The sequence below is a fragment of the Pseudomonas sp. S1_E05 genome (assembly GCF_056337105.1).
This window is the reverse complement of the sequence record NZ_JBFRHM010000001.1, coordinates 1410275-1428443: the sequence shown is the minus strand read 5'-3', so window position 1 is coordinate 1428443 and position 18169 is coordinate 1410275. Positions and strand designations below refer to the sequence as shown.

The 18169-nt window shown below is 62.0% G+C and carries 16 protein-coding genes; 7 read left to right on the top strand and 9 right to left on the bottom strand.

The features are described from left to right. Positions 1-73: 73 nt before the first annotated feature. Entirely contained in the window at positions 74-316 is a 243-nt protein-coding gene (locus AB4N33_RS06685) for a DUF465 domain-containing protein (RefSeq protein ID WP_460141681.1), read from the bottom strand. Positions 317-532: 216 nt separating this feature from the next. Here AB4N33_RS06685 and AB4N33_RS06680 point away from each other — a divergent pair, with 216 nt between their 5' ends. Continuing rightward, positions 533-1054, top strand: a complete 522-nt coding sequence (locus tag AB4N33_RS06680) for a DUF4142 domain-containing protein (protein ID WP_460124705.1) — start codon at positions 533-535, stop codon at positions 1052-1054. An 82-nt stretch (positions 1055-1136) separates the two neighbouring features. Here the strand turns inward: AB4N33_RS06680 and AB4N33_RS06675 are convergent, their stop codons facing one another. Then, positions 1137-1313: a hypothetical protein gene (locus AB4N33_RS06675; protein ID WP_476456774.1), complete on the bottom strand. Its 177-nt coding sequence runs from the start codon at positions 1311-1313 to the stop codon at positions 1137-1139. A gap of 258 nt (positions 1314-1571) precedes the next feature. Here AB4N33_RS06675 and AB4N33_RS06670 point away from each other — a divergent pair, with 258 nt between their 5' ends. From AB4N33_RS06670 to AB4N33_RS06645, 6 genes are read left to right on the top strand one after another with little or no spacing between them, the layout of a single operon-like run. Next, complete coding sequence (locus AB4N33_RS06670; protein WP_460124703.1) at positions 1572-2423, top strand: STAS domain-containing protein; 852 nt, start codon at positions 1572-1574, stop codon at positions 2421-2423. Between the two features lie 4 nt (positions 2424-2427). Further along, positions 2428-2790 carry an STAS domain-containing protein gene (locus AB4N33_RS06665; protein WP_460124700.1) on the top strand — a complete coding sequence of 121 codons (363 nt, stop codon included), beginning with the start codon at positions 2428-2430 and terminating at the stop codon, positions 2788-2790. Beyond that, positions 2787-3191, top strand: coding sequence for an anti-sigma regulatory factor (locus AB4N33_RS06660; RefSeq protein ID WP_460124697.1), 405 nt, complete (start codon positions 2787-2789; stop codon positions 3189-3191). The genes AB4N33_RS06665 and AB4N33_RS06660 overlap by 4 nt, the downstream gene beginning before the upstream one ends. Continuing rightward, positions 3188-4192, top strand: coding sequence for an ATP-binding protein (locus AB4N33_RS06655; RefSeq protein WP_476458788.1), 1005 nt, complete (start codon positions 3188-3190; stop codon positions 4190-4192). Before AB4N33_RS06660 ends, AB4N33_RS06655 begins: the two co-directional genes overlap by 4 nt. Continuing rightward, positions 4185-5060 (top strand): sensor histidine kinase, encoded by an 876-nt coding sequence (locus AB4N33_RS06650; protein WP_476456773.1) that lies wholly within the window; start codon positions 4185-4187, stop codon positions 5058-5060. Before AB4N33_RS06655 ends, AB4N33_RS06650 begins: the two co-directional genes overlap by 8 nt. Further along, a complete protein-coding gene (locus tag AB4N33_RS06645) occupies positions 5050-6993 on the top strand; it encodes a response regulator (RefSeq protein ID WP_476456772.1) in 1944 nt (647 codons plus the stop codon). Before AB4N33_RS06650 ends, AB4N33_RS06645 begins: the two co-directional genes overlap by 11 nt. 98 nt (positions 6994-7091) lie before the next feature. Here the strand turns inward: AB4N33_RS06645 and AB4N33_RS06640 are convergent, their stop codons facing one another. The 7 genes from AB4N33_RS06640 to lexA all read right to left on the bottom strand — a co-directional run bounded on the left by AB4N33_RS06640 (position 7092) and on the right by lexA (position 17958). After that, entirely contained in the window at positions 7092-9728 is a 2637-nt protein-coding gene (locus AB4N33_RS06640; RefSeq protein ID WP_476456771.1) for an excinuclease ABC subunit UvrA, read from the bottom strand. A 152-nt stretch (positions 9729-9880) separates the two neighbouring features. Next, positions 9881-11992 carry a hybrid sensor histidine kinase/response regulator gene (locus AB4N33_RS06635; RefSeq protein WP_476456770.1) on the bottom strand — a complete coding sequence of 704 codons (2112 nt, stop codon included), beginning with the start codon at positions 11990-11992 and terminating at the stop codon, positions 9881-9883. Between the two features lie 235 nt (positions 11993-12227). Then, complete coding sequence (locus AB4N33_RS06630; protein WP_476456769.1) at positions 12228-14510, bottom strand: error-prone DNA polymerase; 2283 nt, start codon at positions 14508-14510, stop codon at positions 12228-12230. Next, a complete protein-coding gene (locus tag AB4N33_RS06625) occupies positions 14402-15304 on the bottom strand; it encodes a PHP domain-containing protein (protein WP_476456768.1) in 903 nt (300 codons plus the stop codon). The genes AB4N33_RS06630 and AB4N33_RS06625 overlap by 109 nt, the downstream gene beginning before the upstream one ends. After that, on the bottom strand, positions 15301-16716 hold the full coding sequence (locus tag AB4N33_RS06620) for a Y-family DNA polymerase (protein ID WP_476456767.1): 1416 nt from the start codon (positions 16714-16716) through the stop codon (positions 15301-15303). Before AB4N33_RS06620 ends, AB4N33_RS06625 begins: the two co-directional genes overlap by 4 nt. A 7-nt stretch (positions 16717-16723) precedes the next feature. After that, on the bottom strand, positions 16724-17341 hold the full coding sequence (imuA, locus tag AB4N33_RS06615; protein ID WP_460124674.1) for a translesion DNA synthesis-associated protein ImuA: 618 nt from the start codon (positions 17339-17341) through the stop codon (positions 16724-16726). Then, positions 17341-17958: a transcriptional repressor LexA gene (lexA, locus tag AB4N33_RS06610; protein WP_460124672.1), complete on the bottom strand. Its 618-nt coding sequence runs from the start codon at positions 17956-17958 to the stop codon at positions 17341-17343. The genes imuA and lexA overlap by 1 nt, the downstream gene beginning before the upstream one ends. Between the last annotated feature and the right edge of the window lie 211 nt (positions 17959-18169).

The window sequence follows — 18169 nt, the reverse complement described above, 5'->3', positions numbered from 1 at the left end:
ATCATTCGAGGTGCCGGAATTTACTGCCGTTCCAATTTTTCAGTCACCGCCTGTCGGTGGCTGAAGCCCTGCCTCAGGGTGTTTTCAGAAGCTGGTCGACAATCTTGTCTTTGACCAGCAGACGCTTTTCCTTGAGCTTTTTCAGTTCGTCATCACTGGGGGCATCCGACTTGGCGCTTTCAGCCTCTACCACTTCGGCGTCCGCCTGCGAATACTTGGTGAGCAGTGAATCCAGTAATGGATCCTGGGTGCGTCTTTGCTGGATATCTTCCTTGGTACGATTCAAGTCCGCATAAAGATTGTGTGGCACCGGCATGGAACACCTCCGTTTGTTGATCGAAAGCAAACGCGATCGATTGCGTTCGCCCAACCATCAGAATGGCCTTGGTCTACGGGATCTGTCGACCTTCAATCAGACAAGCGGTGTCCGTTCGTCGCCGTTTGGCAAAACCGATCAAACCTTTGCCCGCTCGTCGGCCTCCACATTTTTACGATCAACAGATCGCCAAAAAACCAGTGTGGAGAATGACCAATGGACGGATTTACCCTGCGCAATATCGCTCTGGCAGTCGCCCTGAGCACTAGCATGGGCGCGGCGTTTGCTGCCACTTCCAATGACTTCGTCGACAACGCGGCTGCTGGTGGCATCGCGGAGATCGAAACCAGTCGTCTTGCTCTGGAGAAAAGCCAATCGGCGGACATCAAGACGTTCGCCAACATGATGATCACCGACCATTCCAAGGCGAACGACGAACTGGCCGCCATCGCCAAGAAAAATGACATCGAGGTGCCAGACACCACGACCCTGGTGAAACAGGCCAAGGAAAAAATCCTCGACATGCGCGACGAATCGTTCGACGCCGCCTACGCCAACAATCAGGTGAAGGCCCACGAAGAAACCATCGAGCTGTTCAAGAAAGAAGCCAATACGGTGACCGACGACAAGGCCAAAGGCTCCGCGGAGCTCAAGGGTTTCGCGCAGAAGATGCTGCCAGGGCTTGAGAAGCATCTGGAGATGGCGAAAAAACTGCAGGCGGCCCACCCGAGCAAGTAACCCGCGGCCCCTTCAGGGCTGTCCAAGGGCATTAAAAAGGGGCCGCGTTCAAGATGAAGGCGGCCCCTTTTTACATCCGCCACTATCCCCCATCCGTATCGATATCCGCATCGGTGTCTTCGCTGGGCGCAGGCCGATTGGGATCAGGCTTGAAGCCCGGACTGAATTCGTTGTCGTTATCGCTGTGATGTTGCTTCTGGTCTACCGAGTCATCGGCGCTTTCCGGCCCCGGGGTGTGTCCGTTGTCTTGGTCTTTCATATCTACCTCGTTCGTCACTGGCTTCAGGCTACGGCAGTAATCGGCCCTGTAGGTTGGAAACCCCCGACGGATCAGGGTTCCATCTGATGGCAGATTGAGGTCAAATGGGCGCAGTTTTGCGCGGTGCCCGCTACAGTACTTGTGCGTCGACGGAAATAATCCTGCCGGGACGAACAACTATTTCTACACGCAAATGTCATTGATCAGCGCCGGTCGTTTTTTGGGGAATCGGCGTACATATCCCAGGAGTCAACGCACATGGCAGCACTGCAGACCAGCACACTCGAAGCACTGAAAAAAGACCAGGCGCAATTGCTTGCCAACTGGTACAGCAGTCTTGAAGCGAGTGGCGCCACGCGCAACCTCAAGGAACAAGAGGTCAAGCAGCAGACCTCTGATTTTTTGCAACTGATCATCGCCGGCCTCGACGCAGGTAATGGCAGCAACGTCGCCGCCTCCGGCTGGGACGAGATTCGCCAGTTCCTGGAAAAGCTCTCGCGCAGTCGCGCCCTGCTCGGACAAAACTCGCAGCAAACCGCCAACTTCATCTTCGCCTTCAAGGGCCCGCTCTTCGCAGCGTTGCAAAATCACTATCAGGACAATCCCAGCTTGTTGGCCGAACAACTGCTGGAACTGTCCGAGTTGCTCGACAGCCTCGGGATGCACACGATCCGCACCTTCCAGGAGTCACGCGAGGCGGTGATCAAGCGCCAACAGGAAGAACTGCTGGAGTTGTCCACGCCCGTCGTCAAACTGTGGGACGGTGTATTGGCGTTGCCAATGATCGGCACCCTGGACTCGCAGCGCACCCAGGTGGTGATGGAATCGCTGTTGCAACGCATCGTCGACACGGGTTCGGAAATCGCCATCATCGACATCACCGGTGTGCCCACCGTGGACACCCTGGTCGCCCAGCACCTGCTCAAGACCGTGACCGCCATTCGCCTGATGGGCGCTGACTGCATCATCAGCGGCGTACGTCCGCAGATCGCCCAGACCATCGTGCACCTGGGCCTGGACCTGCAAGGCGTTGTGACGAAAGCCAACCTGGCGGACGCCTTGAAACTCGCCTTGTCGCGCCTGGGGCTGACCCTCACCAAGGCGGGTTGAAGCCATGGAACGCATTCCGATTTTGCAAATGGGCGACTTCCTGCTGGTGACCATTCAGGTCGACATGCATGACCAGCTGGCGTTGACTCTGCAAGAGGACCTTTCCGAGCGCATCAGCAGAACCTCTGCGCGCGGCGTGCTGATCGATATTTCAGCGCTGGACATGGTGGACTCGTTCATCGGCCGCATGATCGGCACCATCTCCGGATTGTCCCGGATCATGGATGCGCAGACGGTACTGGTGGGCATGCAACCGGCGGTCGCCATCACCCTGGTAGAACTGGGCATGACCCTGCCAGGGGTAAGCACCGCATTGAATGTCGAGCGTGGGATGAAGCTGCTTCAGGACTGGGTAAGCAACCAATGACCGTACGCAGCAGCGGCACCCATCCGATCCATATCGAACAAGATGTCGTTCTGGCGCGCCAACTGACACGCAAACTGGCCACCGAATGCGGCATGCGCCTGATCGACCTGACCAAACTGGTCACGGCCGTCAGCGAACTGGCCCGTAACACCATGGTGTACGGCGGCGGCGGTGACATGGACTGGCAAATCATCGAGGAAAACGCGCGCACCGGTGTTCGCCTGGTATTTCGCGATGAAGGACCTGGCATCCCGGACATCAAGCTCGCCATGACCGATGGCTGGACGTCGGGCAATGGTCTGGGCCTTGGCCTGACCGGTGCCAAACGATTGGTCGAAGAGTTCGAGCTCGACACCGCGCCCGGCCAAGGCACACGCATCACGATTACGCGATGGACATGAATATCTCCGGTTCACTGACCCAGGTGCTGCTGATTGAAGACAGCAGCCAGATCGGTCACGCCCGACGCACCGCCCAGCAGTTGGCGGAGAAAAACGGTTTCGACGCGACCGATGCAGGGCGGGTGGCGCTGGTGGCCACCGAGCTTGCCAGCAATATTCTCAAACACGCGACCCATGGCGAGCTGCACCTTCGGGTGCTGCCCCGTGCGTCGGGCGCAGGGATCGAGATCCTCGCCGTTGACTGTGCCGCCGGGTTTGACGTGGATGCCTGTCTGGCGGACGGGTTTTCCACCCGAGGGACCCAGGGCATCGGCCTGGGCGCCGTGTTCCGCCAGACCGAAGTGTTCGATGTGTACGCCGATTCACGCGGCACGGTACTGTTGACGCGCCTGTACCCGCGCACCGACAACGCACCCGATCCACGGTTCGGTGTCAGCCACCACTCACTGCATGATGATCCCGCGTGCGGCGATACCTGGCATTTGACCTATGACGGCTCGAACATCAGCGCGCTGGTGATCGATGGCCTGGGCCATGGTGAAGAAGCCGAAGAAGCGGCGCGTGCCGGTGAGAAAGCATTCAACCACTTGCCATTCGCGTCCCCGACACTGCTCTTGCAAGACCTTCACGAAGCCATGACCGGCACGAGGGGCGGCGCGGTGGCCATCGCACAATTCGATGGCGGCAGCCTGCGCTTCGTCGGTATCGGCAACATCGGCGCCACCCTGATCGGCCCGGAAAAATCCCGAGGCCTGGCCTCCCACCCCGGCATCGTCGGCGGGCAATACCGGAAAGCCCAACCCTTTGACTATGCTCAAGTGAATGGACACCTGTTGATCATGTACAGCGACGGCCTGCAATCGCGTTGGAACCTGCAAGATTACCCCGGACTGGTGCACCGCCACCCTGCCGTGATCGCCGCCATCCTGCACCGCGATTTCTGCCGCGGACGTGATGACGTCACGGTGTTGGTCGTTGCTCTGGAGACAGCCCATGGCTGATACACACCTGAGTCAGATCGACGAACAGGCCGCCCAGGTGGCACGGCTGCAAAGTGAGTGCGACGCCCTGCGGGCTGAACTGGATGAAACCAACCAGGGCGTTTTGGCACTTTACGGCGAGCTGGACATGCAGGCCGAACAACTGCGCCAGGCGTCGGACCTCAAAAGCCGCTTCCTGTCTTATATGAGTCACGAGTTTCGCACGCCACTGGGCTCGATCCTCAGCATCGCCAGTCTGTTGACCGACGAGCTCGACGGACCGCTAAGCCCGGAGCAACACAAGCAGGTGAACTTCGTCAGCAATGCGGCGCGGGAATTGAGCGACATGGTCGACGATCTGCTCGACCTGGCAAAGATCGAAGCCGGGCGTATTTCGATCTCGGCGGCCTGGTTCGATATGTTCGACCTGTTTGCCGCGCTGCGCGGCATGTTCCGGCCCATCGTCGATGCGAGCGCCGTTGACCTGATATTCGAGGAACCGGTGGGTCTCCCGAGGTTGTATACCGATGACAAGAAACTCGGGCAGATCCTGCGCAACTTCATTTCCAACTCGCTGAAATTCACCACCCGTGGCGAAGTCCGCGTCTCGGCGAGACTGGAGTGCAGCGACCGGATCCGGTTCGCCGTGACCGATACCGGCATCGGTATCGCGCCCGAGCTGCATGGTGCATTGTTCGAGGACTTCTCCCAGGTCGACTCGCCTTTGCAGAAACGTCTGCGTGGCACCGGTCTGGGTCTGTCGCTGTGCAAACGCTTCGCCGAGCTGCTGGGCGGTGAGGTGGGGCTGGAGAGTACACCAGGGGTCGGTTCGACCTTCTATGTGATCATACCGCTGGCCCTCGCCACGGAGTCCGCCGATGAAACGTGACATGCGTTTGCTGATAGTCGACGACAACGTCGCCACCCGCTACGCCTTGCGCAGGCGCCTGGAGCGGCATGGCTACATCGTCCTCGAAGCCGGAACCGGCGGTGAAGGCCTGGCCCTGATCCACAGCGAAACCTTCGACGCGCTGATCCTCGACGTCAACCTGCCGGACATGAGCGGCTTCGACATTGTGCGCAAATTGCGCTCGGAACCTGCCACCGCCCTGCTCCCGGTCATCCACGTATCAGCGGCCTCGATTCAGTCCGGCGACATCATCACAGGCCTGGACGCCGGTGCCGATGCCTACCTGATTCATCCGGTCGACCCGGATGTGTTGCTGGCCACCCTGCGCACGCTGCTGCGCGTACGCGACACCGAAAATGCGTTGCGCGAAAGCGAGGCGCGCTTTCGCGAGATCTTCACCAACATCTCCGCGCCGATTGCCGTGCTCGATGCGCAACTCAAGGTGCACGAGTGCAACCATGCGTTTGCCCGGCTGATCCAGGACAATCGCGACCCGGACGCCTTGCGCGAATGCTTCGCCGACCAGCAGGACGCCATTGTCGATGAGTTGCGCCTGCGACTGAGCGTCGGTGAACGCTGGAAAGGCACGTTGAACATGCGGGTCGAGGGTGAGCTGCGCGAAACCGAGTGGCAGATTTCGCCCTACCGCACACCGGCATTGAGCCTGGTGTTTGTCGAGGACGTCACCGAGCATCGGCACCGCGAGCGCTCGCACCTGGCCAGGCTGGACGACGCCACCTCGCAACTCGAGACCGAAATCGCCTCGCGGGTCCGCACCGAAGCCCAACTGCTGCAAGTGCAGAAGATGGACGCGCTGGGCAAGTTGACCGGCGGCATTGCCCATGACTTCAATAACCTGCTGACCGGCATCATCACGAGCCTGGAGCTGATCCAGAAACGCATGGCCGATTCGCGTCCGGAAAAAGTCGAATTCTATGCCGGCGCAGCCCTTAGCTCGGCGCGCAGCGCTGCTTCCCTGACGCACCGACTGCTGGCCTTCGCCCGGCAGCAACCGCTCAACACCCGGCCGGTGGACATCAACGACCATATTCGCTCCCTCGAAGAGTTGTTGAGGCGCACCATCGGCGAGCACATCACGTTAAGGCTCGAACTGACCTCCAAGACGGCGATTGCCCTCGTGGACCCCATTCAGCTGGAAAGCGCGGTGTTGAACCTGGTCATCAACGCCCGCGATGCCTTGCCCCAGGGCGGCAATATCTGGGTCAGCACCTACGCAGCGTATTCCCACGGTGATCCGAAACTGACCGATGGCGCCTACGTGGCACTGGCCGTGCGTGATGACGGTACGGGTATCGAGCATCACGTGATCGACAAGGTGTTCGACCCGTTTTTCACCACCAAGCCGCTGGGCCAGGGCACCGGCCTGGGATTGTCGAGTATCTACGGCTTCGCCCGGCAATCGGGCGGCGACGCGCACATTCGCAGCGTGGCTCGACGCGGTACCGAAGTGACCATCATGCTGCCCGCCAGCAGCGACCCGACTACGGTGGAGGAAGAATCGCCAGTGGTTGAAGTGCCCGGTTGCGGCGAGCACATCCTGATTGTCGAGGACATGGCATCAGTGCGCATGTTCGTCGCCGAGGTGCTGGTGGACGCCGGTTACCGCTGCACGCAAGCCGGTGATGTCGAAAGCGCCCTGGAACGCTTGCAAAACGACCCGTCGATCGATTTGATGCTGAGCGACGTTGGGCTGCCACGCATGAACGGCCGCGAACTGGCCGATGTCGCCCGCGGCTGGCGCGAAGGCTTGCCGATCCTGTTCATGACCGGTTATGCCGAAAATGCCCTTAATCGCCAGATGTTCCTGGGCGATGGCATGGACATGCTGGTCAAGCCGTTCCAGATCAGTGAGCTGCTGGACAAGGTTCGCCGCAGCATCGACGGGGCCTGACAGATCGAATCGCGGGCAAGCCCGCTCCCACAATGGTCGACGGGTGCCCTTGTGGGAGCGGGCTTGCCCGCGATGAGGCCGGCCGACTCACCGCCTATTTATGCCTTACCCAACACCCTGGCCAAAAACGGCGCCGTCCGGCTTTTCTTGTGGCCGGCCACCTTCTGCGGCGTGCCAGCAACGACGATCTTGCCGCCCTGATCCCCTGCCCCCGGCCCGATGTCGATGACCCAGTCACTTTGGGCCACCACGCGCATCTCATGTTCGACCACGATGACCGTGTGCCCCGCTGCCACCAGATTGTTCAACTGCTCCAGCAATCGGTCCACATCCCGTGGGTGCAATCCGGTGGTCGGCTCATCGAGCACATACAAGGTGGCGCCCCGTTGATTACGCTGCAGCTCGGTCGCCAGTTTGATGCGCTGGGCTTCGCCGCCGGACAATTCGGTCGCCGGCTGACCCAGTCGCAGGTAGCCCAGGCCAATGTCGCGCAGCACCTCCAGTGAACGGTGAATCCCCGCTTGCTCGCGGAACACCTCGACCGCCTCATCCACCGTCAGTTGCAACACTTGGGCGATGTTCAGCCCCTGCCAGTTGATGGCCAACGTTTCCGGGTTATAGCGGGCGCCATGGCACGTCGGACATGGCGCATAGACACTGGGCATGAACAACAACTCGACGCTGACAAAGCCTTCGCCTTCGCAGGTTGCGCAACGGCCCTTGGCGACGTTGAAGGAGAATTGGCCGGCGTCGTAACCTGCGGCCTGCGCCTGCTCGGTCGCGGCAAAGAGTTTGCGCACGTTGTCGAACAGCCCGGTGTAGGTCGCCAGGTTCGAGCGTGGCGTCCGGCCGATGGGCTTCTGGTCCACCTGCACCAGGCGCTTGATCGACGCCAGCCCTGCGCTGACGTGACCACCACTGGTCTGCGGCGCGTCATCCTCCAGGCTTAGCTCGGCGGCATCCGGGTCACGCGCTGAGCGACCGAAATGCGCCCCGACCAATTCGAGCAGCGCCTGGCTGACCAGGCTGGATTTACCCGAACCCGAAACTCCGGTGACCGCCGTGAAGCAACCCAATGGAAATTCGGCGCTGAGATTGTTCAGGTTGTTGCGGGTGATGCCCTCCAGCTTCAACCAGTCCTTGGGTTTGCGTCGACCTGCAGCCGCACTGACCTCTTCGGCGAACAGATAGGCCCGCGTCTGCGATTGCTGCACCTCGGCCAGCCCCTGAGGCGGCCCGCTGTAGAGAATCTGTCCGCCATGCTCACCCGCCGCCGGGCCGACATCGATCAGCCAGTCAGCGCGGCGCATGGTCTCCAGGTCGTGCTCGACCACGAACAACGTATTGCCCGCCGCTTTCAGACCTTGCAGCGCCTCGAACAGCGCTTCGCCGTCTGCCGGGTGCAAGCCGGCCGAGGGTTCGTCCAGCACATAGATCACGCCAAAGAGTTGCGAGCCCAGTTGCGTGGCCAGGCGCAGGCGTTGCAATTCACCGGAAGACAGGGTTGGCGTGCTGCGCTCCAGTGCCAGGTAGCCGAGTCCCAGGTCGGTCAGGATGCTGACCCGCTCCAGCAAATCCTGGGCGATGCGTTGCGCGGCCAGGCGCTTTTCCACCGACAGGTTAGGCGTGTGGCGTACGTCAGGCGCATTGGCGTGGCCGCTGGCGCCGTGGGCCACCCGTTGTTCACGGGCGTGGCTGGTTTGCTCGTGGGTCAGCACTTCGCCCGCCTCATCGGCTGCATCGAGGTAGCTTTGTGCGGCCACCGGTCTCAGGACTTCGGCGACTTGCAGCAACGGCATTTGCGAAAGCTCGCCGATGTCGTAACCGGCGAAAGTTACCGACAAAGCCTCGCGCTTGAGCCGTTTGCCGGCACACAACGGGCACGGACTGCCGATCATGAATTGCGAGACGCGCTTCTTCATCAGCGCGCTTTGGGATTGGCTGAAGGTGTGCAGGATGTAGCGTCGGGCGCCGCTGAAGGTGCCCTGGTAACTCGGCTCCATCTTGCGCTTGAGCGCGACTCGGGTTTCCTCGGGGGTAAGCCCGGCATACACCGGAACGGTCGGGGTTTCCTCGGTGAAGAGAATCCAGTCACGCTGTTTTTTGGGCAGGTCGCGCCAGGGTTTGTCGACGTCAATGCCCATGGTCACCAGGATGTCGCGAAGGTTCTGGCCCTGCCATGCCAAGGGCCAGGATGCGACGGCGCGCTGGCGGATGGTCAGGCTCGGGTCCGGCACCATCAAGGCTTCAGTCACTTCATACACTCGGCCCAGGCCATGGCACTCAGGGCACGCGCCCTGGGGTGTGTTCGGCGAAAAGTCCTCGGCGTAGAGCATCGGCTGGTTCGCCGGGTAACTGCCCGCGCGCGAGTACAACATGCGGATCAGGCTGGACAAGGTGGTGACGCTACCCACCGAAGAGCGCGTGCTCGGCGTGCCACGCTGCTGCTGCAGGGCGACTGCCGGTGGCAGGCCTTCGATGGAATCAACGTCCGGCACCCCGACCTGATCGATCAGGCGCCGCGCATAAGGGGCCACGGACTCGAAATAGCGGCGCTGCGCTTCGGCATACAAGGTCGAAAACGCCAGGGATGACTTGCCCGAACCGGACACTCCGGTGAACACCACCAGGGCATCGCGGGGGATGTCGACGTCGACGTTCTTGAGGTTGTGCTCACGGGCCCCGCGCACTCTGACCATGTTGGAGGGGGATTGGGTGGGGCGCTTGGAGGTCATGGGCGGCCTTATGATTGTGAGTGTTGCTACCTGTGGGAGCGAGCCTGCTCGCGATGGTGGCGTTACATCCAATGAAGGTGCTGAATGTTATAGGTCCCCCGCGAGCAGGCTCGCTCCCACAGTGAAGATTGCGCAACCCTCAGGGATGAGTTTCAGCCATTAAGCACCGTACGTACCATTCGTGTCAGCGCTTCAGGGCGATAAGGTTTGCTCAGCAAAAAGGTATCGGGGCTGAGCTGGTGGTTGCGCGAGATCATGTCACGGGTGTGGCCGGAGGTGAACAGCACCGCCACCGGCGGCAGCTGGACCTTGGCCCAGGCAGCCAGGTCCGTGCTTTTGATCAGGCCGGGCATGACCACATCGGTGAAAATCAATTGCACGGGCGCCCCTTCCAGCAACATCTGCATGGCGACATCGGCGTTGGGGGCAGTCAGGACCTGATAACCCTCCTCCCTGAGCAGCTCGACCGTCGAGGTCCGCACGGCCTCATTGTCCTCGACCACCAGGATTGTCTCGTCTCCACCGTACTGGTGCACTTCGTGGGCGCTCGGTTCACAGGGCAGTGCGCGTCGGCTGCGCGGGAAATACAACTGCACCCGCGTGCCTTCACCCTCCACGCTCGACATTTCGATATGGCCACCGCTTTGCTTGACGAACCCGAACACCATGCTCAAGCCCAGCCCAGTGCCCTTGCCATCGGGCTTGGTCGTGAAGAACGGCTCGAACGCCTGGGCGAGCACCTGCTCGGGCATGCCCATACCGTTATCGCGGAGGGCGACGCGAACGTAGTCCCCTTCCGTAATGCCCTTGCCGGCGCAGAATTCACGGTCGAGCGAGACGTTCTGCGCGGTCAGCTCTATCAACCCTTCGCCCTGCATGGCATCGCGGGCGTTGATCGCCAGGTTGAGGATGGCGTTTTCCAACTGGTTACGATCCACATGGATGTACCAGGCGTCTTCCGGCAAACAGATGTCGATCTGAATGGTCTCACCCATTGTCCGTTGCAGCAGCTCGCCCAGCCCTTCGAAAATCTGCAGCGGGTCGCACACTGCAGGCGACAAAGGCTGGCGGCGAGCAAAAGCGAGCAATTGAGTGGACAGTTTGGCGCCGCGCTCAACGGCGGCAATCGAGGCCGAAACCCGGCGCTGCACGTTGGCGTTATCCGGTTCGTGGCGCGCCAGCAAGTGCAGATTGCCAGCGATCACTTGCAGAAGGTTGTTGAAGTCATGGGCCACGCCGCCGGTGAGCCCACCAATGGCTTCAAGTTTCTGCGACTGGCGCAATTGCTCCTCTGCCGCCAGCCTCGCCTGCACTTCATCGCTGACGCGCTGTTCCAGATCGCGAGTGAATTTCAGTAGGGATTCTTCGGCGGTCTTGCGTTCGTGAATGTCGATCAGCACACCGGGAAACCGAAACGGTTTGCCCTGCTCGTCAAACTCACAGCAACCGCTGGCCTGTACCCACCTATAACTGCCGTCAGCACGCATCACCCGATATTCGGCATTGTAGGGTTCGCCGTTGGCGACTGACTGGTCAACTCGTTCGCTGACCCATGCCCGATCATCGGGATGAATGCGGGTTTCGGCGAAATCGATGGGCAGATTGCCCAGGTCCTGTGTGGACGGATAGCAGAAGGTCCGGGCGAATCGTTCATCCGCCGAAAGACGGTTTGCCTTGAGGTCCCACACAAACGAGCCCAGCAAGGCGCCGGCGTTCAGCGCCAGGCGCACCCGCTCATTGTCTGCACGGTAAGCCGCCTCCGCTTCCTGGCGGCGGCGCTCGGAAATCACGTGGTCGGTGGTCTCGACCACAATCGCCATGACCCCGGCGGGTTTGCCGTTGTCATCGGACACCGGGCTGTAATAGAGGTCCATCCAGACGTCTTCAGGCACGCCATCGCGCAGCAGCACAAGCTCTTTGCTGTGGTACGTCAAAGTGCCGCCGGCCAGGCAGGTATCGACCACGTGGCGGTTGAACTCGGCGACCTCCGGCCAGCCCAGCTCGACCGGAGCACCCAACAGATAAGGATGACGCCCACCGGCAAAGACCGAATAGGCGTCGTTATAGATCATGTACCCCTGATATCCCCACAGCATGACGATCGGTACAGGCGAGGCCAGCAACATCTGCACGGCGCTACACAGGCTGGCGGGCCAGGTATCAAGTGGTCCCAGTTCGGTGTGGCTCCAGTCGAACGTGCGAATCCGCCCGGCCATTTCCCCCCGCCAACCCTCGCACCCATGGCTATCGTCTAGAAATTGCATCGACTGATTCTGAGTCCCTGTGATTGACGCCCGTTTGTTTCGAGCATTGGGCGCGGGAATGGTTTCATAGAGATATCGCTGAATCTTTCGGACACTGCGCCCCCCTGTAGGAGCGAGCTTGTCGAGGCGTCGAACCGTCGCGATGGTCGTCAACGATAACGATGGGGGTCAGGATACCAGCGTTGTCTGATCTTCCATCGCGAGCAAGCTCGCTCCTACAGGGGGGAGATCGTGGTCAGTGAAAATCCCGACTCCGCACATCCATGCCATCGAGCAACTCACTCAAGTCACTCAGGCGTCCGGCGATCAGGTGGCGTACTTCGCCCTCTTTTTCCCAACGCCCATCGACCTTGAGTAATTGCGAGCCCACCAGCACCTTGCGCTGACGCTCGGCCAGGTCTCGCCAGACCACCACGTTGACGTTGCCGAACTCGTCTTCAAGGGTGACAAAGGTCACGCCACTGGCCGTGCCCGGCCGCTGACGCCCGGTCACCAGCCCGGCGATGCTGACCGGACGCCCATGCTCGACCTCCAGCAACTCCCTGGAACTGCGGCAACGCCGGGCTTTGAGTTCGCCCCGCAACAGTGCCAGCGGGTGCGGTCCGAGCGTGGTGCCTAGACTGTTGTAATCCGCCAGCAGGTTTTCGCCCACCGTGGGCTTGGGCAGCGTCACGACGATTTCTTCCTGGCTCGGCAAACCGGCGAACAAGCCCAACTGCTTCTGCACACCCGCCACTTCCCAGCGGGCGCGATGGCGATCACCTGCCAGCCCCCGCAAGGCGCCGGCATCGGCCAGTTGTTCCTGCGCACGGCTATCAAGCTGCGCCCGCTCGCCCAGATCGGCAATGTCGATAAACGCGCCCATCGACCGCGCGACTTCGATACGCCGGGCATCGTCTTCGCGAAAGCCCTTGATCATGCGCAGGCCCATGCGAATCGCCGGCTGCCCGCCGCTGACCGCTTCGAGGCTGCAATCCCAGTCACTGGCGCGCACATCCACCGGGCGAACCTGCAAATGATGCCGACGTGCATCCTGCAAAATCTGATCGGGGCTGTAGAAACCCATGGGCCAGCTGTTGATCAGCGCACAGGCGAAGGCTGCCGGTTCATGGCATTTCAACCAGCAACTGGCGTAGGTCAGCAAGGCAAAACTGGCGGCGTGGGACTCGGGGAAACCGTAGCTGCCAAAACCCTTGATCTGCTCGAAAATCTGGGTGGCAAATTCGGCGGTGTAACCGTTTTTCTTCATGCCAGCGGCCAGCCGCTCCTTGTGCGGTTCCAGCCCGCCATGACGTTTCCACGCGGCCATGGAGCGGCGTAATTGGTCGGCCTCGCCGGGGCTGTAGTCGGCAGCGACGATGGCGATCTGCATCACCTGTTCCTGAAACAGCGGCACACCAAGCGTACGTTTGAGCACCACTTCCAATTGAGGCGATGGATAAACTTCGGCTTCCTGTTTGTTTCGCCGTCGCAAATACGGGTGCACCATGCCGCCCTGAATCGGCCCCGGACGGACGATGGCCACCTGAATCACCAGATCGTAGAACGTGCGCGGCCTCAATCGCGGCAGCATCGACATCTGCGCCCGCGACTCGATCTGGAATACCCCGACGGTGTCGGCGCGGCTGATCATTTCGTAGGTGGCCGCATCTTCGGAGGGGATCGTGGCCAAGGTCAGGTTCTGATTACGATGGCGCCGCAGCAGATCGAAACAACGGCGAATCGCGCTGAGCATGCCCAACGCGAGGATATCGACCTTGAGCAAGCCGACCGCGTCGAGGTCGTCCTTGTCCCATTGAATGATCGTGCGATCGGCCATGGCGGCGTTTTCCACCGGCACCAGGGTGTCCAGTGGTTGCTCGGAAATCACGAAACCGCCGGGGTGCTGCGACAGGTGCCGGGGGAAGCCGATCAATTCATCGGTCAGGGTCAACACCCGACGCAGCACCGGGCTTTGCGGGTCGAAGCCGGCTTCGAGCAAGCGTTCTATCGGCGGCGTGTTATCGCTCCAGTGACCGCAGCAATCGGCCAGCGCATTGATCTGGTCCGGTGGCAGTCCCAAAGCCTTGGCCACGTCGCGCACCGCCCCGGCGGCGTGATAGCTGCTGACCACTGCGGTCAGCGCGGCGCGGCCGCGACCATAACGGCGGAACACGTATTGCAGCACTTCCTCGCGGCGCTCGTGCTCGAAGTCCACATCGATGTCCGGGGGCTCGTTGCGCTCCTTCGACATGAAGCGCTCGAACAGCAACGTGGTGCGGTCCGGGTCGATCTCGGTGATGCCCAGGGCGTAGCAAACCGCCGAGTTGGCAGCCGAGCCTCGGCCCTGGCAGAGGATGTGCTGTTCGCGGGCGAAGCGCACCACGTCGTGCACGGTGAGGAAGTAACTTTCATAGCCGAGTTCGGCAATCAGCTTGAGCTCCTTGCTGATCTGGCGCAGCACCTTGGTCGGCGCACCTTTTTCCAGCGCCAGGCGATCCCCTCCTTGGTCAATTGCCGCAGCCAGCCGGTGGCGCAATACCCCTCGGGCACCAGTTCCTTGGGGTATTGATAACGCAACTGGTCCAGATCGAAAGTGCAACGCCGGGCCAGGTCCACCGAGGCCTGCAACAACGCGGGCGGATACAGCTCGCGCAACAGTTCCAGGCTGCGCAGATGCCGTTCGCCATTGGGGTGCAGGCGCAACCCGGCGTCGGCCACCGGCAGATGATGGCGGATCGCGGTCATGGTGTCCTGCAAGGCGCGGCGACCACGGCAATGCATGTGCACATCGCCGCTGGCCACCGGCGGGATGTCCAGTGCCCTCGCCAGCGCCAACAACTGGTTGAGCCGACGGTGATCGTCCTGACCGCGATGCAACTGCACCGCCAACCACAGGCGCTCGGCAAACACCTTTTTGAGCCAGCGGCCCGGCGCCGGGTCATCGAGCGTATCTGGCACCCACAGCGCCAGCAACCCCGGCAAAGGCGCGTCGAAGTCGCTGCGCAGAACCTGATACTGGCCCTTCTGCGTGCGTCGCCGCGCCTGGGTGATCAGCCGGCACAGGTGCTGATAGCCTTCGAGGTTCTCCACCAGCAACACCAGTTTCGGGCCGTTTTCGATCCGTATTTCGCTGCCGATAATCAGCGGCAGCGCCACGGACTTGGCCGCTTGCCACGCACGAACAATGCCCGCCAACGTGCATTCGTCGGTGATTGCCAACGCCTGGTAGCCGTGCTTTTTCGCGCGCTGGAACAGCTCCAGGGCGCTGGAGGCGCCGCGCTGGAAACTGAAGCTGGACAGGCAATGCAGTTCGGCATAATCGGGGCTCATGCGAACCAGCCCTGCAACCACAACGGGCCGTCTTCACCGACCGCCCTGTAGGCCCAGCCTTGCTGGCCGGAGCGGGTTTCGATCAGGTAATAATCGCGGCGCACGTCGTCGCCGTCCCACCAGCCGGATTCGATGCGTTCGGGGCCCATGAGGATGCGTGTCGAGGCTTCGTGCACCGCTTGCGGTTCGGTCAGTAGCCAGCCCGGACGCTGCACGCCGGGCAGCCCGGGGCAACGTTGAGGGTCGTTTCCGGCCTGCCACGTGCACTCGGGCCGGTGATCGGCCTGGAAGCGCAAGCCGTGCACCGCGTCATCGCCCAGCCGGGCGCGCAGACGCTCGCGCAGTTGCTCCCAGGGCAAGGATTGCTGTGGGCGTTCGTCGAACAGCTCCTGATACTGCGGCACGAAGGCCGGCAAATCTTCGGCGCGCAAACGAAAACCGCGCACCGGGGCCTCGACCTGCACCTGCTCCAGGCGCCCCCGGGCCAACTCGAAGAGCATCGCCGCATCACGCTCGGCACTGAGCAAGCCGACCTTGATCACGCTGTCCGGTAACCCGGCGTGCTCAAGGTGCAGGTCAAAACGCTGCACGCCACTGTCTCGTCCACAGAGAAATGCCGAGAGGTCACCGGTCAAGCGGCGCAACGGAAACAGCAGCGCCTGATGGGATTGCACGTCGAAGTTGAGTTCGATGCGCACATCGAAGCGATCCGGCGGCAAGTAGAACGCCAGCGCCAACCGGCGCAGCCCCAGCAAGGCGTCCAGATGCTTGAGCACCTGCGCCTCGAAACGCCGGGCGAGGCTCTGTCGAGGTAAACCCAGCACCTGGTTCAAGGTGCGCAGCCCCATGCGTGACAACGCAGTGGCGACATTCGCCTCAAGGCCGATGCGGTCGACGGGCAATGGCCCCAGGTGGCGCTGCAAGGCTTGATCGTCCGGCACCACCAGCCCGTCATAGGCATTGGCCAGGATTCGCGCCGCCACCGGGTTGGGGGCCGCAACGATGCGATGGCGAAAGCCCAACTCGTCGAGCTCGGCTCGCAAGCGTGCTTCCAATTGCGCCCAGTCGCCGAACAACCCCAGGCTGGACTCGATTTCGAAAACCACCGTGCGCGGGTAATGCACGCTGACCTGGGAACTGAAGCGATAGGCCCAGGCCGCCAGGAATTGTTGCCAATGCTCGATGTGTGCGGCGTCGTATTCAGCGGTGGCGAACCCTTTGCTCAGTGCCTGGGCGGCGGTCATCGACTGGCCGGGGCGCAGGCCCAGTGCGCGCGCTTGAGCGTTGACCGCCTGCAACACCCGGCGCTGCGCCGGGCCGGTCAGCAGCGCCAGCGGCTCATCGGGGTCGGTGCGCTGACGCAGTACCGCGTCCAACGCCAATTGCGGGAATAGAATGCACACCCAACGCATGGCAACCTCAATGCCCTACGGCAAAGGCGATCGGCGCCGAACGGGCCAGCCCGCCCCGGCACTTGAGTACGCGCAACTGCGCAGGCCGGGCATCGATGGCAATGCGCAGGGCCGCGGGTGACGGGTTGATCGCCTCCTGGATCGAGCGGTAGGCAAAGGCCAGGGTCGAGCCGGTTTCCGCCGCCACCTGCAAACGCCGCAACGCGCGGTCATCGGCCTTGTTCGGCCAGCACAGCACGGCGCCACAACTGCCCGAACGCAGGCATTGTTCCGTGGCCCACAAGGCATCGCGCTCGCTGGCCTGGATAATCGATAACTGACGCAGATCGATCCCGGCATTTTCCCAGGCCTGGGGATACGGCACAAACGGCGGCGCCACCAGCACGATCCGCTCGCCCGCGTCCGCCAGCCGGGCCAACGTCGGCCACACCAGTTGCAACTCACCGATGCCCTGCCCGGCCAGAAGGATTTCGCTCAATGCCGCTTCCGGCCATCCGCCCGTGGGCAACGCCGCATCCAGCGCGGCGTGCCCGGTGGGTTGCGGGCTGACGGTGGGCGGCGCAGGCCGGCCCTTCCAGACCTGGCCGCCATTGAACAGCGTGTCCAGCGCGACGACGGCACCCATCAGCCTTGCCTCACCAAACCGCAGAACACCCCTTCGATGGCGAGGTCCTGGCCGGGCTCGACCACGATCGGCTGATAAGCCGGGTTGCGCGGCAACAGGCGCACCGTGTCACCCACGCGCTCAAAGCGCTTGATGGTCACTTCGCCTTCCAGGCGTGCGACCACGATCTGCCCGTTGATTGCCTCGGGGCTACGGTGCACGCCCACCAGGTCGCCATCGAGAATGCCGTCCTCGATCATCGAGTCGCCACTCACCCGCAGCATGTAGTCCGGGGTCCGGGAGAACATCGACGGATCGAGCAGCAGGTGGTTATGGATCTCGGCATCGGCGCCGATGGGCGCACCTGCGGCCACTCGGCCGAGCACCGGAATGTCAAGCAATTCGGGACGTGCAGGCAGGCCGAGCAATCGAATGCCCCGGGCCTGATTCGGGTTGACCTCGATAAAACCGGCCTCGGTCAGCGCCAGCACATGCTTGCGCGCCACGCTGCGCGAGGCAAAACCAAAGGCCTCGCTGATCTCGGCGAGGCTCGGTGACTGACCGTGCTCGGCGATTCGCTCGCGGATAAAGGTCAGGATGGCGGTACGGCGGGGAGTTAAAGTCGTCATGGAGTACATTTGTACTCTTTTGCGATTTTTCTTACAAGAATTTGTCGATGAGCTGTAGGAGCGAGCTTGCTCGCGATGGGTGTCAACGATGACGCTGGCGGCCTGATACCCCGCGGTGTCTGGGCTACCATCGCGAGCAAGCTCGCTCCTACAGTGGGTTGTGGACACCCTCGAAATTGTGGGAGCGAGCTTGTCGAGGCGTCGAACCGGCGCGAAGTGG